The 19,498-nt window shown below is 65.6% G+C and carries 13 protein-coding genes; 2 read left to right on the forward strand and 11 right to left on the reverse strand.

Going from position 1 to position 19,498, the window contains the following annotated elements; translation table 11 throughout:
* Nucleotides 1-8: 8 nt before the first annotated feature.
* The gene (locus CSC74_RS15420; protein WP_162315386.1) at nucleotides 9-101 is read right to left on the reverse strand and encodes a potassium-transporting ATPase subunit F; all 93 of its coding nucleotides are present in this window, start codon (nucleotides 99-101) and stop codon (nucleotides 9-11) included.
* Nucleotides 102-257: 156 nt separating this feature from the next.
* Between CSC74_RS15420 and CSC74_RS15425 the strand changes: the two genes are divergently transcribed.
* On the forward strand, nucleotides 258-656 hold the full coding sequence (locus tag CSC74_RS15425; protein ID WP_211369663.1) for a DUF1801 domain-containing protein: 399 nt from the start codon (nucleotides 258-260) through the stop codon (nucleotides 654-656).
* 30 nt (nucleotides 657-686) lie between these two features.
* Here CSC74_RS15425 and CSC74_RS15430 read toward each other — a convergent pair whose 3' ends face one another.
* The 8 genes from CSC74_RS15430 to CSC74_RS15465 all read right to left on the reverse strand — a co-directional run bounded on the left by CSC74_RS15430 (nucleotide 687) and on the right by CSC74_RS15465 (nucleotide 15,124).
* On the reverse strand, nucleotides 687-1,874 hold the full coding sequence (locus CSC74_RS15430; RefSeq protein ID WP_162315387.1) for a CoA transferase: 1,188 nt from the start codon (nucleotides 1,872-1,874) through the stop codon (nucleotides 687-689).
* Nucleotides 1,875-2,276: 402 nt separating this feature from the next.
* Entirely contained in the window at nucleotides 2,277-4,130 is a 1,854-nt protein-coding gene (locus tag CSC74_RS15435) for a glycoside hydrolase family 127 protein (protein WP_162315388.1), read from the reverse strand.
* Nucleotides 4,127-7,042: a ThuA domain-containing protein gene (locus CSC74_RS15440; RefSeq protein WP_162315389.1), complete on the reverse strand. Its 2,916-nt coding sequence runs from the start codon at nucleotides 7,040-7,042 to the stop codon at nucleotides 4,127-4,129. Before CSC74_RS15440 ends, CSC74_RS15435 begins: the two co-directional genes overlap by 4 nt.
* The gene (locus CSC74_RS15445) at nucleotides 6,988-9,177 is read right to left on the reverse strand and encodes a formylglycine-generating enzyme family protein (RefSeq protein ID WP_162315390.1); all 2,190 of its coding nucleotides are present in this window, start codon (nucleotides 9,175-9,177) and stop codon (nucleotides 6,988-6,990) included. The genes CSC74_RS15440 and CSC74_RS15445 overlap by 55 nt, the downstream gene beginning before the upstream one ends.
* 35 nt (nucleotides 9,178-9,212) lie before the next feature.
* A complete protein-coding gene (locus CSC74_RS15450; RefSeq protein ID WP_162315391.1) occupies nucleotides 9,213-10,166 on the reverse strand; it encodes a ribokinase in 954 nt (317 codons plus the stop codon).
* Entirely contained in the window at nucleotides 10,163-11,449 is a 1,287-nt protein-coding gene (locus CSC74_RS15455) for a serine hydrolase domain-containing protein (RefSeq protein WP_162315392.1), read from the reverse strand. The genes CSC74_RS15450 and CSC74_RS15455 overlap by 4 nt, the downstream gene beginning before the upstream one ends.
* 86 nt (nucleotides 11,450-11,535) lie before the next feature.
* Nucleotides 11,536-13,782 carry a TonB-dependent receptor gene (locus CSC74_RS15460; RefSeq protein ID WP_162315393.1) on the reverse strand — a complete coding sequence of 749 codons (2,247 nt, stop codon included), beginning with the start codon at nucleotides 13,780-13,782 and terminating at the stop codon, nucleotides 11,536-11,538.
* 460 nt (nucleotides 13,783-14,242) lie between these two features.
* Nucleotides 14,243-15,124 (reverse strand): LysR family transcriptional regulator, encoded by an 882-nt coding sequence (locus tag CSC74_RS15465; protein WP_162315394.1) that lies wholly within the window; start codon nucleotides 15,122-15,124, stop codon nucleotides 14,243-14,245.
* A gap of 180 nt (nucleotides 15,125-15,304) precedes the next feature.
* Between CSC74_RS15465 and CSC74_RS15470 the strand changes: the two genes are divergently transcribed.
* Complete coding sequence (locus CSC74_RS15470; protein ID WP_162315395.1) at nucleotides 15,305-16,099, forward strand: phytanoyl-CoA dioxygenase family protein; 795 nt, start codon at nucleotides 15,305-15,307, stop codon at nucleotides 16,097-16,099.
* Nucleotides 16,100-16,121: 22 nt separating this feature from the next.
* On the opposite strand, the gene CSC74_RS15475 is transcribed toward CSC74_RS15470, so the two are convergent.
* Together CSC74_RS15475 and CSC74_RS15480 are read right to left on the reverse strand one after the other, a co-directional pair.
* The gene (locus CSC74_RS15475; RefSeq protein WP_246193321.1) at nucleotides 16,122-18,557 is read right to left on the reverse strand and encodes a sodium:solute symporter family protein; all 2,436 of its coding nucleotides are present in this window, start codon (nucleotides 18,555-18,557) and stop codon (nucleotides 16,122-16,124) included.
* A 17-nt stretch (nucleotides 18,558-18,574) separates the two neighbouring features.
* Entirely contained in the window at nucleotides 18,575-19,444 is an 870-nt protein-coding gene (locus CSC74_RS15480) for an HpcH/HpaI aldolase/citrate lyase family protein (RefSeq protein WP_162315397.1), read from the reverse strand.
* Nucleotides 19,445-19,498 lie beyond the last annotated feature (54 nt).

Below are 19,498 nucleotides of genomic sequence, written 5' to 3' on the forward strand. Positions count from 1 at the left end.
CCGTCCGCTCAGAACTTTTCCGGGCGCAGGATCACCAGCAGCAGGTAAGCCGCCGCCATGATCACCACGGTTCCGCACAACAGGGACAACCAGCCGGGCATCGCGCATTCCTCAGGTGTTTCGAGGTGCGCAGTGTCGGTCCGGGACGCGTAAAGCCTCTATTCGCGCACGCAGTGGCGGCGTAAATTCAGCGTAAATTCGACCCCGCCTGCCGCCGCGCGCGCATCAGGCAGCCCCGATCCGGAGCACCACGCGACATGGCCATGCAGAAGTCGATTGCCGCCGCCGATCCCGATGCGTACGTGGCCGGTCTCGACGGTTGGCGGCGCAGCTGCGTGGAGGGATTACGCGCGGCAGTCCGCTCCGCTGCGACGCTGGAGGAAGTCGTGAAGTGGGGCCACCTGGTCTATCTGTCGGATGGTCCGGTCCTGCTGATCCGCGCCGAGGAAAAACGCGTGCTGTTCGGTTTCTGGCGTGGACAACGCCTGCGCGGGATCGAACCCGGGCTCAAGCGCGGCGGCAAGTACGAAATGGCGACCCTGGATTTGCGTGAGGGCATGGAGCTGGCTGCCACGACGGCGGCGAAGCTGACCCGGGAAGCGGTCGTCCTGAACAAGAAGCTCGGCGACCCGACGCAGGTGGCCAAAGGCAAGTGACCGCCGCTCCGCGCAACTGCCGGAATGGCTTCAGGCCTTGCGGGCCTTCTGTCCCGCGGCCGATGGATCCCGTGCGGCCTCGGCTTCCTGGAATACCGGCGCCGCGAACGGATCCGGCCCCGGCGTGCGTCCGAACTTGATCGGCCGGGTGATGCCGCGATAACGGCCGATCACCGGATGTTCGATATCCCCGACCATTTCTTCGGCCAGCACCTGCGGATGGTCGAACATGTCCTCGACCTTCAGGGCCGCGGCGCAGGGCACTTCATCGCCGAAGATGGCTTCCCACTCCAGTGCGGTATGGCGCATCAGCGCCGCGTGCAGGTGCGGGACGATTTCGCTGGCATGGTCGGCGCGCTTGCGCACGCTGTCGTAACGCGGGTTTTCTTCCAGCATGCGCAGCCCGGTCTTGTCGCACAGCGCCTTCCAGAAGCGCGGCGTGTTGGCCGAGATGTAGAGGTGGCCCTCGCGCGCCGGGTGGATGCCGGTGACGCCGCCGGAACGCATGTCGCGGCCGATGTCCAGCGATTCGCCCTCGGCCCAGATCATCCGCGCCGACTGCATGGTCAACGCGCTGCGCAGCAGCGACACGCCGACGAACTGGCCCAGTCCGCTGCGCTCGCGTTCGTACAACGCCGACGACACGCCCGCGGCCACCAGCGCGGCCGCGTAGTAATCGACCACCGAGCCGTAGATGATTTCCGGCGCGCCGCCGCGCTTGCCCTGCAGCGCGCACATGCCGGTCATGGTCTGCAGCACCTGGTCGTAACCGGCCTTGTCCTTCATCGGCCCGGTTTCGCCGTAGCCGGTGACCGCGCAGTAGACCAGGCGCGGATTGACCAGGTTCAACTGCTCGTGGTCGATGCCCAGGCGCCTGGGCACGCTGGGGCGGAAGTTGTGCACCAGCACGTCGGCCTCGCGCACCAGTTTCAGCAAGGCCGCGTGGTCGACGGGATTCTTCAGGTCCAGGGTGATGCCCAGCTTGCTGCGGTTGACGCCGATGAAGGCGCGGCTCTCGGCCTGCAGGGTGGACGGATATTTGCGCAGGTTGTCGCCATCGGGCGGCTCGACCTTGAGCACGTCGGCGCCCTGGTCGGCCAGCAGGGTGCAGCCGTACGGCCCGGCGATGTAGGCGCTGAGGTCGAGCACGCGCACGCCGCTCAGCGGGCCGGCCGCACCGGTGCGTCCTGCGAACGCGAAAGCGGAAGTAGTCGCCATAAGATCCGTCTCCCTCTACCTCATCAACAACACCGGGCAAAGTCTGATTCATGCCCGCGGGCTTGAACAGGATCGCCCGATAGTTTCTGTCGGCACAATTTCTTGCTTGAGGACCGCATTTGACTGGATATCAAAAATCCGTCGCTGGTTGCTTCGCCTCGTGTCCCTCTCCCCTTGTGGCAGAGGGTGGCCGACAGGCCGGGAGAGGGGCCGCCGGAGCCCATTTTCAGCGTGCAGCCATGGTGTATCGAGTGCGATGGCCCTTGAAGGAAAGCGATACTCGGCACGGTGAGCCGAGCCGGACGATGTACTGGCTCCGTTCTTCCCCTCTCCCGCCTTCGGCCCCCTCTCCCACAAGGGGAGAGGGGACAAACAAGTGCGCCGCCGATGGAAACCCTCATCTCATTCCACCGCTTCGTGGAATCCGGCCGGCGCCAGCGACATCCAGGTCAATCGCCAGGCGCCATCGACGCGACCGCCGGTGCGGTAGTACGGCTCCAGCAGCAGAGGCGTGCGGCCGTCGCTATGCAGATGGATCGCCGGGCCTTCGCCATTGTCCTGCTGCGCCACTTGCAGCCATTGTTCGACCGGCGCATCGGACAGCCGCAAGGTCTCGCCGGTCCTGTAGCCGTCGACCAGGCCACTGGCATAGACCAGCGGACCGCGCGTCACCGCGATGTACTCGTAGTGCATGACCTGCTGGCGTACCGGCGAGCCATCGGGCGCGAACGATTCCTGGGTGTTCTGCTGGACCTGTCCGTGGGCGACCGGCGGCATGGGCAGGTCGAGATGGATCTCGTCGCCCGTCAGCCACTCGCGTTCGATCACCGCATAACCGCCCGGCATCGCGGAACCGGAATGGGCCCGGCCGTTGACCAGGATCGTCGCGCCTTCCGCCCATTGCGGAATGCGTATCGAGAGCGCGAAGCGCGCGCTGCGCTCCGGCGCCACCTGCAGCACGATGCCGCCGTCGAACGGATAGCGGGTGACCTGCCGCAGCCGCAAACCGCCGGCGCGCGGGTGATCGAACTCCGCATCGCCCGGACCGAGCAGGTTGACCGAGATATCTCCATCCGCCGACTGCGTGTAGGCGATCGCCGGCAACTCCTCGATCGCCATCGCCCCGCTCGACTTGCAGCAGCGCCAATACGTGGTGTGCACGCGGCGGCCATTGGCGAAGGAGTAATAGCACCAGTCCTCGCCATCGGGCGCCATCGCACCGAGCAGGTCGTTGTAGGCGGTGCGTTCGATCTCTTCGGCGTAGCGCGCTTCGCCGCTGATGGCCAGCAGTTCGCGGTTGAGCTGGATCCAGGCCAGCAGCGAACAGGTTTCCACATAACCGTGCGGGCTGAACACCCCGGCCGGATTGAACACTTCGCGCGAGCGATGCGCCACCCCACCCCACGGCCCGCCGCCGAGGGTCAGGTGCTGGGTGCGGATGCTCCGCCAAAGGTTGTCGACCGCCACGCGATATGACTCGTCGCCGGTGGCCTTGTGCAGCTTGGCCAGGCCGACCAGGTTCCAGGCGAGTTGATAGGCCTTGCCGGTGGCGATCTCGGAAGCGTCGACGCCGGCCAGCGCGCGCTCGAGCAAGGCCAGGTCCGGATTGGCATCGGCTTGCCGTAGCACCAATTGCGCCAGTTCGAGGTAGCGCGGCGTATCGGTCGCGAAATACAGTTCGGCCGCCGCGTCCATCAGCACCGTCGCCGACATGCCATGGTGGTTGCCGAGTTCGCAGATATCGATGCCGCCCTCGGTCAGCGTCCGCCAGCACAGGTTGCCGATCTTGCTTGCCGCCCGCAGGTAAGCGGGCGTGGGGAAATGCTTGTTGACCTCAAGCAGGCCGAGGATCAGGTAACTGTGGGTCCAGATATCCCAGGTGCGCACGCTGGGCGCGCCATCCCAGGTACCGGGCTTGGGCGGTTGCTTGCGCATGAAGCGGTGGCTGGGCGCATACGTGCCCAGGTAGCCGTCGGCTTCCTGCACGCCGACGAGATAGCCGGCGACGCGATGCAGGTGTCCGATGAGTTGCGGATCGCGGGTGCGGCCTGCGGATTTCGCCGCGGCATACAACCACTTGCCGGCGTGCTCGCCGTACCAGTCGCCTTTGTCGTTGCTCGCCGCACGGGCCGGATCGAAGATCTCGATCGCGGGACTGGCTTCATCGACGATGAAGTGCGACAGGCGGCCGGAATGATTGGCGGCGAGTGCGTCGCCCAGCAAGCCGTGCAGTTGGACGCGGGGGAGATCGGTCATTTCTTGAGGTACCTTGCGACGGCTTCGATGTCGCCGGGGCCGAGCCCCGCGGCCTGCGGACGCATCGCGCCGTTGGCGAGTGTATCGACGATATGGGAATAGGAGCGCCTGGCGATCAATTCGCGCGGCGGGATATTGCCCTGCGGATGGTCGTGGCAGGCAGAGCAACGCTGCTGGTAAATCGTTTCGCCATCCAGGCCGGAATCAGCGGCGACTGCAACGGCAATGCGGTCAGCGGCGATTTCAGCGGTCTTTCCGGTGCGGTGTGGAAGCGGTGCGGCGCCGAGCCCGAACGCCTGGATGCGATCCGTGCCGACCACCACCGCGCCGCGCGCGAAGGTGGGTTCGTTGTACTTGCCGCTGGTATGCAACTGGCCCGGTGCGCTGCGCCACAACAGCTTCAGGGTCATCGCATCGAACGCGTACAGCACCGGCGCGGGCGCATCCTTGCCGGCCAGGGGCGCGGAGCGGCGCGCGTTCTCGTCCAGTACCCAGACGATCGCATCCCTGGAGCCGTGGCTGCTGACCACGGGGGAGCCCGGATTGCCGAACACCACGCTCTTCTCGGCCGCGTCCCGCTGCAGGTAGGCGGGCTTGCCGGATGCGGTGGCGACCTTCAACCGCACCAGCGAAGGCGGGATGCTGGTCGGCGAACCTTCGCCGTCCTTGTTGTTGCCGGTCATGAAGACGTAACCGCTGCCGTCGGCGGCACGGAAAGAAGCCGGGGTCGAACGCGCCCGCGCCAGGTCCAGCGCCGCATCGTTTTCCGAGTACGGACCGAACACGCTCAACGGTCCGCGTCCGGCGAATTGCGGCTGGCGCTGCGGCGGCAGCAGTGAACCGTCACTGGCGGCGTCATTGCTGCAGGCTTGGCGGCGATCCAGCCTGCCCGGCAAGCGGTCGCGATCGAGCAGGTAGGCGTTGCCCTGCTTTCCACCGACCACCATGAGATGTGGCGTGCTGGTGCTGCCGGCATCCAGGTCCGGAAGCAGCGAAGCGCCGCTCGAACCCAGGTCGATATCCATCTTCGCCGTGCCGCAGTAATTGAAGGGCGTGTAGGTGCCTTCGAGTTTCAGCCCGGTGGATGCGGCATCGGAGAGCTTGAGCACCGATTGGGTCCAGTCGTGGTCCTGTGCGACGAAACCATCGAAGCCGCTGCCGGTCACCACGTATACGTTGCCGGACTTGTCGATCGCCGGACCGCCCGCGCCCCAGATGCCGCCGCTGCCGCGATGCGGCATGGCGACCGCGGCGAAGGCGCTGTCGACCCTCGCCTTCCGCGTATCCACGGACACCAGCCAGCCGGTTTCGGTTTCGCCGAAGGTGACGTACAGGCGAGAACCGTTCGGGCTCAGGTTCAGCGCGCCGCGCTGCACGCGGAAATCGAAGCGCCGGGTCGGTGCGACCGGCACCGGTCCGGCGTTGCGGTTGACCGCGTTGAAGCGCGCCTCGTCCAGTTGCACCGGCCAGCCGGGCAAGACCTTGCCGCTGCCGATATCCAGCGCATAGGCCTGCCATTTCTTTTCCGGATCGCAACTGGTCAGGTACAGGCGCCCGCGCGCCACGTCGATGACCGGCGTGCTCAATACGCCGGTAGGCACCGCATCCAGTGGTGCAGGCTGCAACCTGCACGGCTTGCCGAGCTGCGTGCGCCACAGGATCCGTCCGGGCGCGACATCGCCGGCCTTGGCCGCGTTGATGGCGTACGCGTAGCCATTGTTGCTGGCTGCGAATATCGTGGAAAAGGTTTCGCCCTGGTGCGGACCTGCGCCGATCTTCACCCGCTCCGCGTACACCGGCGAGGCATACAGGCGCGGCGGCTGGCCATCGACCGGATCCAGTTGCGGCGACTCCCACAACAATCCGAAAGAGGAACCGCCCACGTTGTCCGGCGTGAGCACGCCTTGCCTGGAATGCCAGCCGCTGCGTTGCGCGTCGCCATGGAAGGTGGGCGCATCCACGCCCGCCACATGCGAGTCATCCGCTGGGGGAGCCGCGGCCATCGCCTGTTCGGCGACGCGGGTCGCGGCGGCGGGCGAGGACAGGGTCGCGCCTTCGCGCGGCACCTCGATGTGCGCGGTCCACAGGATCGCGTTGAGCAGGCTCCGGCGCAGCATCGGCTGGTCCAGCGCGGCCAGGTAGTGCGCACCTGTGAAACCGAAGGAACGGCCGCCTTGCGCGCGTTCGTAAGCCCAGGCCAGGGTGGTCTTTTCCGGCAGGTCTTCCACCACGCTGGCGCCGTCGCGGTACTGCACGTGCAGCGTGCCGGTCAGGATCGGCGTCACGCCCGTCTTCGCGAAACGCAAGGTCGGATAGAACTCGTCGCGATAGCGGAAACCGCGCACCCCGTGACTCGACGGATGCGAGGGATCCGCGACCTGCACCTCGACCGTTTCGGTGCTGCGGTCGAAGGTGCCGAAACGCGCGCCGCCCAACCAGCGCTGTAGGCCGATGGCGGTGTCGTCGACGGGCACCGTGGAGGCCTGGTGCAGGGCCACCAGCCCGACCCCGCGCCGCATCAGTTCCTCGAACTGGCGGCGGTGGCCGGCATCGAGCAGGGGATGCTTGTCCTGCCCGTCGAAATACAGCACCAGCGTCGATGCGCCATCGAACGCGGCCGGGTCGTCCGGCCAACCATCGGCGAAGGCTTCGATCTTCGCCCCACGCGCTTCCGGCGCCGAGCGCAGGAACGATTCCAGCAGGCGCACGCCATCGGGATAGGCGTGACGCGCGGCGCCTTCACTCGGCGTGCCGCCGATCAGGACGATCTTCTTCTGTTCGCCTCCGCCGCAAGCCGCGAGCATGGCCACGGCCAGCATCGCGACCACGGCGGCGGGCACGCGCAACAACACCTTGATCACACCGCGTCCGCCACGCAGCGGAAACCGATGCAACCCGAGCGGTCCTTGCACGGCGCCATCAGCAGGTACTTGCCGTGCTGGTCCAGGCGGTAGGCCTGCGGGAAATACCAGTGCGAGGTCTGCGGCTGGTAGGCGCTGCCGCCGCGCAGGACCGCGGCGCGGGTGTGCTCGTCCTGGTATTCGTCGGTCCACTGCCAGACGTTGCCGACCATATCCTCGACCCCGAACGGACTGGCGCCCTGCGGATGGGCATCGACATCGTCGGGCGGCAGCAGCCGGCGGCCGCGATTGGCCCGCGGCAGGAAGCCGCTCTCCCAGTCGTCGCCCCACGGATACAGGCGGCCATCATCGCCCTGCGCGGCGTATTGCCATTCCCACTCGTGCGGCAGGCGCTTGCCGGCCCACTGCGCATAGGCGCGGGCATCCTCCAGCGACACCCAGGTGACCGGCTTGTTGTCCCAGCCGGCACGCGGTGCGCCGTCCTTCCAGTCGGCGAGGAAGTTGTGATCGTCCTTCGGCCAGTAGCCGCTGGCGTCGATGAAACGCTTGAATTGTGCATTGGTGACCGGGTAACGGTCGATGTGGAACGACTTCAGGGTCATGCGCTGGCGGTGATGGCGGCGCGGACAGTCTTCCCATGGATACTGGAAATCCTGTCCGGCCCAGTTGAAACCCTCGATTTCTATGCCGCCGACCTGGAACAGGAATTCGCCTGCGGGAATCCTGAGCATGCCTTCCGGCGCGAGCGCTTGCGCCGCGGTCGGCGCGATGGCGACCTGTTGCTGCGCCACCGGCTTCCATGCGGCGGAATAGCCGCCAAGCGGGGTTTTGGCCGAATCGTGCATCGCCTGCAGGAACGTCGACAGGCCGGCTTCGTCGGCACCGGCATGCAAAGCCAGCAATGCGCCGAAACCGCGCGCTTCCATCGGCAACTCGACGATGGCGTCGCCATCGATCACCCGCGGCTGCAGCTCGACTCCGTTCCAGGCATCGAAATAACGCGCTCCCTCGACATGGGGCACGGCCAGTTGCTCGCCATCGACGGCGTATTCGTTGCGGTTGATCAAGGTCCACAGCGCACGGCCGGCGCCAGGGAAGCGACTGATGAAGATCCCGGCCTGCAAGCTGCGCTGGTAGGGTTCCCAGTCCAGGCTGACCATCAAGGGCGCGAACTGACGCTCGATCGCGGCGATGCGGCGCAAGGCCTCGCCATCGCGTGGGGTGAACCGGTTGTACAGGCCCCAGATGTTTTCCCAGGCGTTGTAGCCGATGCCGTTGAAGAAGATGTATTGCAGGTCGTGGTTGCGGTTGCGGCCCCAGCGGTTCTCGTAGTTGACCATGTGGCGTGGTTCCAGCCACTTCCACTTGGACACCGGCGGCACCGGCCCATCGGGTGCTTTCTTGCCCCAGCTCTGCACGTTCCAGATCAACTGCTCCTCGGAGCTGATCGTCGATTCGGGCTGCACCACCACCGGCTGGCCGAGCTTGTCGCAGGCATCGAAGAACGCGCGCGGCACGCCATTGAAGGTGTCGCCATTGATGCCGTCGGCGCCCACTGCCTTGACGATTTCCGCCAGCCCGTCCCAATGCGTGGTGCCCGGATCGCGGGTGCCGTGGTCCCACGGCTTGGCCGGCAGGAACACCTTGACCCCGCGCTTCTGGAACGCCTGCACCGCGCCGCGCAAACCGTCGAGGCCGCCGGGCAGGCTGTGGGCCAGGTCGAACTGGTTGCGGTCGTCGATGCCGATATTCGGGTAGATGTACCAGATCAGCACGCTGTCCAGGCCGCCGAAGCGCGCCTCCAGATCGTCGAGGTAACGGTCGACGGTGTACTCGCCCTTCACCGGATCGTAGAAGTAGCGGTCTTCCACCATCATCTGCGCGTGCACGAAATTGCGCTGCGCCCATTGCAGTTCCGGGCGACGGTAATTGCCGTCGTCGTAGCCGATCCGCACCAGGTGTTCGCGGCGCCAGTCCTTCAGTTCGGCCAGCCAGTCGGCGGAACTGGCATTGGCGTCGATCATCCACTGGCCGATATCGGCGAACGGCCAGCCCGGCGCCTTGCCCGGCGTGGGCAGGTAACGCCCGGTGGTGACGTGCGAGAACTTGTATTCGGTCTTGATCGGCGCCGGCCCGTAATCGGGCGTTTCGTTGTCGTAATCCGGCGTCTGGTAGGGCGTGGTCATCAGGTCCTGCATCCAGCGATAAACAAATGGGGGATTCAGCCGAAGCCGCAATAGGCGGCCAGTGCTGCGACGGCCTGCGGGGAGTGGACGGCAGCCGGATCCTGCAACAGCGCCTGCACCTCTTCCCACGCGGGGATGCTGGATTGTGCGCCCAGACGGGTGCAGGTCAATGCCGATGCGGCGCTGGCATGGCGCAAGGCATCGGCCATGGGCAGCTGCCTGCACAATGCGGCGGCCAGGGCGCCGCAAAAAGTATCGCCAGCGGCGGTGGTATCGACGGCCTGCACCTTGAATCCCGGTTGCAGGAAGAACTCCCCGCCCTGCCTTGCGCAGCAACCGCGCGCGCCCAGGGTCACCACCACGCAAGGCACGTCGAGCTGCGCCAGGCATTCGTTGACGGTTCCGTTATGTCCGGTGAGGGCGGCCAGTTCGCCCTCGTTGACGATCAGCACGTCCACCGATCGCAACAGCTCGGTCGGCAGCGCGCGCGCGGGCGCCGCGTTGAGCACGACCTGCACGCCCGCCGCGCGTGCCGCCAGCGCGAACGCGGTGACCGCTTCCAGCGGCGTCTCCAGTTGCAACAGCAGATGGCTTACTTCGTGCAACGAGGAAAGTTCGTCGCCGCGCAGCGCAGCATTGGCGCCCGGGGCCACGGTGATCGCGTTCTCGGCATCATCGGACAGGCAGATGAAGGCGGTGCCGGTCGGTAATGCGCTGCGCACGACCTGCAACTCCACGCAGGCTCCTTCCAGCGAATCTTCCAGGCTGGCAGCGAAGGAGTCGTTGCCCAACGCCAGCAACATGCGGGTTCGCACGTCGCCCGCGCGCGCGCAGGCCACGGCCTGGTTGGCGCCCTTTCCACCCGGAAAGGTTGCGAAGTCGCGTCCGAGCACGGTTTCGCCGGGCGCCGGCACATGCGAGGCGCGGACCACGAAATCAAGGTTGGCGGAACCGGCCACCAGCAAGGTGTCGCGAACCCGCGCGTTCATCGCACCAGCGCCTGGTAGACCAGGTTGTAGAACGGCGTGGCAAGCCGCGGCAGGTCGTTGGCCGCACCGTTGGGAAGGTGCTGCAGGAGCAGGATCGAGATCATCCGTTCCTTCGGATCGATGGAAAAGTAGGTGGAAGCCGCGCCCGACCAGCCGAACTGGCCGACCGATCCCAGGCGTCCCTTGCGGGCCGGGTCGAGCAGCACCGAACCGCCCAGGCCGAAGCCTTCGGCATCGCTGAACTGGGTGACCGGCGGATCGAGAAAGGTCAGGTGATTGACCATCATCTGCTCGACGGTCTTGCGGCCGAGTATCGACACGCCATCGAGGCTGCCGCCGTCGAGCAGCATCCGGCACAGGCGCATGAAATCCGGCGCGGTGGAATAGAGTCCGCCGGCACCGCTGTAGTAGGGATTCAGCATCGCGCCGGGATCCACCGCACTGGGGCCGTCGTCCAGGCGCAGCTTGCCGTCGCTGCCCATGACGGTGATGTCGACGATGCGGTCGCGTTTGTTCGTCGGCACGCTGAAACCGGTGTCGGCCATGCGCAGCGGATCGAACAGACGTTGCTGCAGGAACGCATCGAAGCGTTGCCCGCCGACCACTTCCACCACCCGGGCCAGCACTTCCAGTTGGGTGCCGTCGTAGCTGAAGCGCGTGCCTGGTTCGACCGCCAACGGTACCCGGCTCAAGCGGTGCGAGAATTCCTGGAGGTCGGCCGAGCCGTGCAGGTCCGCACGCTCCAGCAATCTGGTCGCTTCTTCATAGCCCGCGCCACCGGTGGCGAAGCCGGCCGTATGCGTGAGCAGCTGGTGCAGGGTGATCTTGTTCTCCGCGGGACGCAGCTGCGGCGCATCGGCGGTGCCGCCCGCGAACACCTTCATGCCTGCGAACTCCGGCAGGAATTTCTCCAGCGGATCGTCCAGGTTCAACTTGCCCTCTTCCATCAGCATCAGCACCGCGATCGTGGTCGCGGTCTTGGTCATGGAATAGATGCGGAAGATGGAATCGGCGCGCATCGGCGCGCTGCGGGCGAGGTCGCGATAGCCATAGGCCTGCGACTGGACCACGTCGTCGTCGCGCACGACCAGGCTCACCGCACCGAGGTAGCCGTGCGCGTCGGTGGCCTTGTGCAGGAATCCGTCCAAACGCTGCAGGCGTTCTGCCGGGAACCGGGAAGAATCGGCGCCCGCGCCTGCAGGACTGGCTGGCAGGGAAGCGGCGATGGCAGGCGCCGCGCCGAAGCAGGAGAACAGCAAGCCCAGCGCACCGGCCTTCGCCACGCCAGCGATCGAAAGCCGCCCGCGGGAAGGCCGGGCGGCTTTGCTGCTTGCGTGGCCATGGTCGGCCACCGTGGATCGACCTGGGTTCAGAACGTCAGCTCATAGGTAAGGGAAGTCATGCGGCCGCGACCGGCGAAGTAGTTCTTGTAGAAATCGACCTGCGACCAGCTGAGCACGTACTGCTTGTCGGTCAGGTTTTCGATGCCCACGGTGAAGCGGCCGTATTTCTCCATCTTGTAGGTCGCGCTGAGGTCGAACAGCGTGTAGCCCTTGGTGTGTTCCTCGAATTCGTATTCTTCGCCATCGAACTCGCGCACGTCGGTAGCCGACAGATCCCTCGACAGCAGCTTGGTCGCACTCAGGGTCACGCCGGCTTCGGGCACGAAATTCCAGGTCACCGATGCCCCGATCTTGTCGGGGTTGATGTCCGACACGCCGATAGGCTTGTTCAAGCCGCCGGCCGGGTAGCGCCCTTCAAGGTCCGAATTCCAGAATGAGGTCTTGCCGCGGATACGCGAATACAGCGCGCTGGCCTTCCATTCGTCGGTAAAGCGCCATTCGCCGCTCAGCTCGACGCCCTTGATCCGGGTCGGCGCACGATTGAGGACATAGTCGTTGGTTTCGGGATCGACCGAGAGCGAGGTACCGAAAGGCGATCTTGAGTCGTAATAGGAACCACCCAGCGAACCCTTTTCGCCGCGCCAGTTGAAACCGAATTCCCGGTTGTCGACGATGATCGGCTGGATGTCGCGGATGCGATCAACCGATTGCCCGGGCACATTGATGTTGCGCAGCGGGATGCCGATGTTGGGCAGGCCGAAACCCTCGCCGTAGGAGCCGAACACCGACCACTCGTCGGTGATGCGCCAGATCGCGCCGAAGTTGACCAGGCTCTCCGTGTACTTCACGCCGCCGCCTTCCACGAACACGCTGTTCCGGTACGGCGTGGTGGTGTAGCTGTCGACCTTCAATTCGCCGTTCTCGTGCCGATAGCCACCGCTCAGGGTGACCGGGCCCAGGTCGTAGCTCAGCTGCACATAGGGCGCCGTGCTGGTGTATTCCATCGGCGGCACCCACAAGCGATCGGTCAGAGCCAGACGCTGCTGCGCTTCATCGTAGACATAGTCGACGCCGACGCGCAATTCCAGGCCGGAAACATCGAACAGGGAAGAGCGCACCCACGACGGACGGAATCCGTATTTCTTGGTGTCGATTTCGGACTGGTCGTAGATGCGGTCGGCCTCGTCGAAGTCGTCGTCCACCTTCACCAGCTGCTTGTCGTCGCCGTTCTCGGGCAGGTAACGCATCGCCTGGTCGGCCCAGTAGCCGTTGAGCAGCAAAGTGCCGCCGAAGAAATCGCCGTTGCTGTACACCAGGTTGAACTGCTCGAAGTCGTTGATCTCGGCCTTGCTGCCGAAGATATGGCCGCGCTCGGCGGTGTTGGTGACCGGGACCGGGCACTCGACCGGGTCGTAGCGGCAGCCATCGACCCCGATGTAGTCGCCGTTGCCTTCGATCTTGAAGCGGCTGTAGCTGGCCTGCAGCCGCTGCATGCCGTCCTCGCCGAAATTGATGCCGCCCTTCAGGAACAGGTTCCGGGCCTCGGAATCGGAGACCGAGCCGCTGGTGTTCATGCCCACGCGGCGACCGTCGGCGTCGTAGGCCATGCCGCGGTCGATGACCGATGCGCCCATCACCAGGTCGTAGTTGTCCTGCTTGCGCATGAAGTTCAGGCCGACCTTCCAGCCGCTGCTGTCGTCGGCGAATTGACTGGAGTAGCGCGTCACCAGGCGGAATTCATTGCCCTCCTTCTGCGGCACGGCGGACAGATAGTTGATGATGCCGCCAGCCGCGCCGATGCCTTCCGACGCCGAAGGCCCGTTGATGACCTCGATGCGGTCGATCATGCCCATGTCGGTGAAGGTCGCGCTGCGATTGCCCTCGCGCAGCGGCGAGCCCTGCGGAATGCCATCGAACAGGCGCAGCGCGATGCGGCCGCGCAGGGTTTCGCCGGAATTGCTCATCGCCTGCGACGACTCCGCATAGCCGGGCACGGTGCGCGCCAGCACCGCGGTCGCGTCTTCGGTCACCGCCAGGGTGTTCTTGATTTCTTCTTTCGACACCAGGGTGATCGCCCCTGGGATCTTGTCGATCGCCTTGGGGCTGCGCGTGCCGGTGACGACGACGCTTTCCAGGTCGACCGCGTCGAGCTTCCTTTTCGCCTCCTCGGTCTGGTCCGGATCGGCAGGCACGGCGGCCTGCTGCGCGTGGACGCTGGCGCTGACGGCGGCCGCCAACAGGAAAATGCCGAATGTGGCCGGTACGTGCTTCATGGTGTCTGATCTCTAATGGATTTTTTGTTCTTCAGAGACGCGTAGCTACGCGGCTCCCCCGTTTGCGTATGCGTCTGCAGTGCGCTGCGCCCTGCGTGCCAAGCATCCCCTCCAGGACGCTTACGTGAAGCCCCGACATTTGATTGAGGCGAGACTAGGCGCTGGGAGACGGGAATAGAACCGCGCCGGACTATGTTCAGAGTCTAGTTTTTGTTGCTTACCAGTCCGCAACTCATGGCGCACCGCAACAAAGCCGTCTTTGCCCCCAAGGGAAATTCCGCGATGCGTAGAGCCGAGCTTGCTCGGCTGCCTTTGCGTGATGCGTAGAGCCGAGCTTGCTCGGCTGCCTTTCGCGCAAGATCAGGAGCAGCCGAGCAAGCTCGGCTCTACATCGGCTGCCTTTGCGCAAGATCAGGAAAAGCCTCGTTGGCTGCGGTGGGCCAAGGCCCACCCTACGCGTTTACGCGTTGATCACCTTCATCGCCGCGCGGCTTTCTTCCAGGAATACGGTGACCAGGCGGATACGGATCGTCGAACGCGACCAGACGATGCCGATCTGCCGCGGCACGCTCTCATGGGGAAGCGGGATCCTGACCAGCTTCAATCCTTCCGGCCACGGCTTGGCCCAGTCCGGCACCAGCGACACGCCCAGGCCGCGATCCACCATCACCGCGATCGCGTTGAGCGCATTCAACTCGAACCTCTCTTGCGGAGTAATACCCATGCGTTGCAGGTATTCCTCCGCCTGGCGACCGCCCCAGTGGTTGCGGTCGTAGCGGATCAGCGGCTGCGTGGCCAGCAGTTCGTGCGGATCGCGGCCGGCCATGCTGGCCGGCGCCAGCACCACCAGCGGCTCCTCGCGCAGCAGTTGCCAGTTGCAGGTCTTGGGCAAGGTGTACGGCGCGTGCAGGACGATGGCCGCATCCAGCTCGCCGTTCTCCACCGTGCGATACAGGTCCGCCGAGTAGCCCGGCTTTATGAACACGTTGATCTCGGGGAATTTCTCCACCATCCGCGCCAGGATGTCGGGCAGCATGCCGGCCAGCGCGGTCGGACAGGCGCCCAGCCGCAACTCGCCGGAGACCGCGTTGTCGTTGGCCAGGCTGCGCAGGTCGGCGACGTCGCGCAGCAGGTCGCGGCTGCGCTGCAGGATGCGCGAGCCTTCCTCGGTGACGCTGACCGTGCGTCCCACGCGCGCGATCAGCGGCGCGCCGATTTCCCGTTCCAGGGTCCTGATCTGCTGCGCCACCGCCGCGGGAGTGATGTTTAGCAGGCGCGCCGCCGCCGCCATGGAGCCGCGATCGACGACTGCCACGAAGGTTTTCAGGAATTGGGTGTCCACGTGATGTTTCTCGTTGGTATGCGGCGGGCTGCAGGAAGCGGCGAGCGGCGAAGAGCGCTCCGGTCGCTGGCGAACACCAGCTTAAGCATACTCAAAAGATAGCGCGCCATGCTTGTTGCGGCAGGGCGACGGGATGAAGATTCAGGCGAAACCTCCTCCGACTTGCATAGCGTGGACACCATGCCCTATCCCGACGCGACTCCCGAACAGATCGGCTTTTTCCGCGAACACGGCTACCTGGTGGTCGGCGATACCATCCCGCAGGCGGACCTCGACCAGTTGGAAGGACATTGCAATACGCTCATCGACGAAAAGGAGCGGCTGGCCAACGACTGGGCCTGGGATGCGAAGGAAAGCCGGGACCAGCGCTCGTTCCGCATCGTCCAGTCCTCGCCTGCCCTGGTCTGGAAGGATATCGGCGAACAGGCTTATCGGCGCTGGCTGGTGTCGTTCGCCTCGCAGCTGATGGGGATGGAACTGGAATTCTGGTACGACCAGTTCCTGGGCAAGCCGCCGGGCAAGAGCGTGCCGACCGAATGGCACCAGGACGAAGGTTACTGGGGCCGCAACCTGGCCGACCGCGGCATCACCGGCTGGATTCCGCTGCAGGACGTGGACCGCGTCAATGGGTGCATGCATTTCATCGATGGCGGCCATGTCCATGGCGTCCTGCCGCACCGCCTGGTCGAAGGCATGCAGAGCGACCTGCTGATCTGCGAAGTCGATGAAACGCGCACGGTCGCCTGCCCGATGCGGCGCGGCGACGTAGCCTTCCACCATTCGAAAACGCCGCACATGAGCACCGCCAACACCGGCACTGCCTGGCGCAAGGCGGTCACCAACCACCTGCAAGCGGTGGGTGCCGGCGGCGAAGGCGGTCATTACCCGTGGCGGGTCAAGGTCAACCAGAAGACCGGCGCGCGCGTGATTCCCGAGAGCAGCCCGCTCAAGCAGGCTGACGAAGAGGCGGGTTGACGAAGAGGTCGACCCGCCGACCTCACTCCACTGCGGCAACCGGCTTGACGTAATTGCTGTCTGACTTGGCGTAGATGGTCAATCCATCCAGGTTGCGCGAGGGCGCGGGGAACAACAGGCTGGCCAGGTAGCCGATCACGATGCACAGCATGATCGAGATGGCCAGGTAGAAGTACGGATGCACCAGGTCCATCGACCACGCCACCAGGGTCAGCGCGATGCTCGAGGCCACGCCGATGGCCACGCCGGCGGAATTGGCCCGGCGGGTGAACATGCCCAGGGTGTAGGCGCCGGCGAAACCGCCGCCGAGCAGGCCGGCCAGCTCGATGGACACATCGAACAGCGAGTGGATGTCATAGCGCGACAGCAGCAGGGCCACGCCGATGCCCACCAGCCCGACCGCCACCGTCATCAGTTCGGCGAACAGCACGCTCTTCTTCGGCGTGGGGTTCTTCGCCAGCTTCTCGTAGAAATCCACCGAGGCCAGCGTCGCCACGCTGTTGATGATGCTGGACAGCGTGGACATGGCGGCGGCGAAGATGCCGGCGATGATCAGGCCGGTGACGCCCATCGGCAGCTCGGCGGCGATGAAAAGCGGGAAAGTCGCGTCGATCGGCAGCAGCGGGTTCATCCGCTCCGGATTGTCCTTGTAGTAGACGAACAGGGCCGTGCCGATGGTGTAGAACACGAAGCCGCCCGGGATCATGATCGCGGCGAACGCCCAGATCGAGCGGCCCGCCTCGCGCGCCGACTTGGTCGAGAGCACGCGCTGCATCAGCACCTGGTCCTTGGGGAAGGTCAGCACCACGTCGAACAGCACCAGGAAGATGAAGCCCCAGACCGTGGCCTTGGTCAGGTCGAAGCTGAAGTCGAACAAGCGGGTCTTGTCTTCGGCCATGGCCGTGGCCACGAACTCGGGCATGCCGCCATTGAGGTGGTAGATGATGAAGACGATGGCGAAAATCGCGCCGCCCATCATCACGAAGACCTGCACGAAATCGGTCCAGATCACCGCCTTCATCCCGCCCAGCGCGGTATAGAGGATGGTGAAGCCGCCCATGATCCAGATGCTCCAGACCACGTCGATCCCGGTGATCGTGGCGATGGCCAGCGCCGGCAGGAACAGGATCACGCTCATGCGGCTGCCGATCTGCATGACGATGCACAGCGCGCTGGCCAGCATGCGGATCGCGGGATGGAAGCGCGTCTCCAGGTAGGAGAACACCGACATCAGGTCGAGGCGGCGCAGCAAGGGCACGATCCAGATCGCCACGAACACCAGTCCGGTCACCGCGACAAGATTGTTGGTCAGATACTGCCAGTTGGTCTCGAAGGCCTTGGCCGGGATGGCGATGAAACTGATCGAGCTGGTGTTGGTCGCGTACAGGCTCACGCCCGCGGCCCAGAACGGGATGCTGCGTCCGCCGACGAAGAAATCCGCGGTCGATCCGCGCTTCTCGCGCAGATAGAAATACAGGCCGATCCCCACCATCGCGCCCAGGTAGATCGCCATCACCACCCAGTCCAGCCACTTCAGCAGCAGCTTGCTCGATTGGACCTGCAGCGAGGAGAAGGCGGTGCCGGTTCCGTCCGCGGAAGGGTTCGCCAACAGCAGACCATTGTCCAATGCCGCCGATGCGGAAGCCGTGACCACGCCCGACGCGGGCAGGGTCGCCCACGATCCGGTGATCGTCTGGTAAGTCATCATCTTCGGTGCGGCATCGCTTCCGCCACGATTGCCGAGCAGATAGATCACATGCGCCTGGCCGATGGCGCGCGCCGATTCCGGCAGCACCCGACCCGGCACCTCGCCCTTGTCCTGCCAGCCCAGGTCGGGAGACCAGCGCAGGATGCGTTCCCCATCCGCTCCGGGCAGGGTGACGAACACGGCCGAGGTCTGCGCCGCCAGGGAGGTGGGCATGGCATCGCCCGGCCAACCGGCCGCTGCCTGCCACTGCGCGCCGGCAGCGGCGGGTGCGATCGAAAACAGGATCGCCTTGCCGCTCGCGTCGATGCCGGCCACGTACAGTCTGTCGGCGGTGGCTGCTGCACGCGCACCTTTCAACGGGCCTGGCAACGAGGGCAGTTTGCTGGTGGAAAGCCGATCGTTGCCGAGGACCAGCTGCTCCACCTGTTCCGTTGTCGTTCCACCTGCCGGGCCGAGCAACAGGAATGCGTGCTGTCCGTTGCCTATGGCGCCCTGCAAAGCGCTATTCGCGTCTGTTGGACGCCAATCGCTGCGCACCCAGGCTTTCCCGTCCGTGTCCAGCAACCATGCCTGGTCGGACGCGATCGCGACCGGACGACCCTGCACCGCCACCAGTCCGGACAGTGGCCCGGTGCCGGCAAGCGCGGGTAGCGAAGTCGTCTCCACCTTCGACAGGCTTTCGGCAAGCGCCGGCGCGGAGAGGCCAAAGAAAAGCAGCGCGAAGATCGGAACGAGGAAGGCGCGCATCATCGACAAGGGTCTGGTCCTCATTGCTTCGAACTGGCGCCGGGATCGAGGGAAGCCACGATCGCCTCGGCGCGTTTCAGGAACGGCAGGTCGACCATGCGGCCATCGACCACGAACGCGCCGCGGCCGCGTGCGCCGGCTTCGCGCGAAGCGGCGACGATGCGCCGCGCGGCGGCGACCTGCTCCGCGTCGGGTTGGAATACTTCGTTGGCCAGGGCGACCTGGCTGGGGTGTATGCAGCTCTTGCCGACATAGCCCAGGCGGCGCGCCACCCTGGCCTCGGCGCGAAAACCCTCGGCATCGTCCAGGTCCGCGAACGCCGCATCCCAGGCGAACACCCCGGCTTCGGCCGCGGCCATGCGCATGGCGTACAGCGTGGCGTGCAGGTTGGCGGGATCGTGGCGATCGATGCCGTGCGGCTCGAACAGATCGGCCAGGCCCAACTGCAACCCGGCCACGCGCGGATGCGCCGAGGCGATCTCCGCGGCAAAGCGCAGGCCGCGCGGGGTTTCGATGGTGGCCAGCAGCCGGATCGGCGCGTCGATGCCGTCGCCGGTTTCGACGCGCTCCAGCACCGCGGCCACGGCGCGGATGTCTTCGGCGGATTCCACTTTCGGGATATTGATCAGGGCGACGCCGGAACAGGCGACCGCCGACAAGTCGGCTTCGAAATGCGGCGTGCCCAGCGCGTTGACCCGGACCACGATGACCTTGGCCGCATCGCGCGCCGATTGCGACCTCACGAATCCGGCCACGTTCGTGCGGGCTTCGTCCTTGCGCTGTTCCGGGACCGAGTCCTCCAGGTCGAAGCTCAACGCATCGGCATCGCCGGCCAATGCCTTGGCGAACAACTCCGGGCGCACTCCGGGAACGAACAGCTTGCTACGCATCGACCATGCTCTTCATGGCCTGCAGTGTGCGGGAAACGGAAGCAAAGAAAAGTC

It is taken from the genome of Pseudoxanthomonas yeongjuensis (assembly GCF_010093345.1).
Taxonomy (GTDB): Bacteria; Pseudomonadota; Gammaproteobacteria; order Xanthomonadales; family Xanthomonadaceae; genus Pseudoxanthomonas_A; species Pseudoxanthomonas_A yeongjuensis.

Bases quoted from the DNA above. Each gene is read 5' to 3' on its own strand.
- CSC74_RS15470 (WP_162315395.1), top strand. From the start codon at position 15,305: ATGCCCTATCCCGACGCGACTCCCGAACAGATCGGCTTTTTCCGCGAA.
- CSC74_RS15425 (WP_211369663.1), top strand. From the start codon at position 258: ATGGCCATGCAGAAGTCGATTGCCGCCGCCGATCCCGATGCGTACGTG.
- CSC74_RS15445 (WP_162315390.1), bottom strand. From the start codon at position 9,177: ATGACCACGCCCTACCAGACGCCGGATTACGACAACGAAACGCCCGAT.
- CSC74_RS15435 (WP_162315388.1), bottom strand. From the start codon at position 4,130: ATGACCGATCTCCCCCGCGTCCAACTGCACGGCTTGCTGGGCGACGCA.
- CSC74_RS15450 (WP_162315391.1), bottom strand. From the start codon at position 10,166: ATGAACGCGCGGGTTCGCGACACCTTGCTGGTGGCCGGTTCCGCCAAC.
- CSC74_RS15460 (WP_162315393.1), bottom strand. From the start codon at position 13,782: ATGAAGCACGTACCGGCCACATTCGGCATTTTCCTGTTGGCGGCCGCC.
- CSC74_RS15480 (WP_162315397.1), bottom strand. From the start codon at position 19,444: ATGCGTAGCAAGCTGTTCGTTCCCGGAGTGCGCCCGGAGTTGTTCGCC.
- CSC74_RS15430 (WP_162315387.1), bottom strand. From the start codon at position 1,874: ATGGCGACTACTTCCGCTTTCGCGTTCGCAGGACGCACCGGTGCGGCC.
- CSC74_RS15475 (WP_246193321.1), bottom strand. From the start codon at position 18,557: ATGATGCGCGCCTTCCTCGTTCCGATCTTCGCGCTGCTTTTCTTTGGC.
- CSC74_RS15420 (WP_162315386.1), bottom strand. From the start codon at position 101: ATGCCCGGCTGGTTGTCCCTGTTGTGCGGAACCGTGGTGATCATGGCG.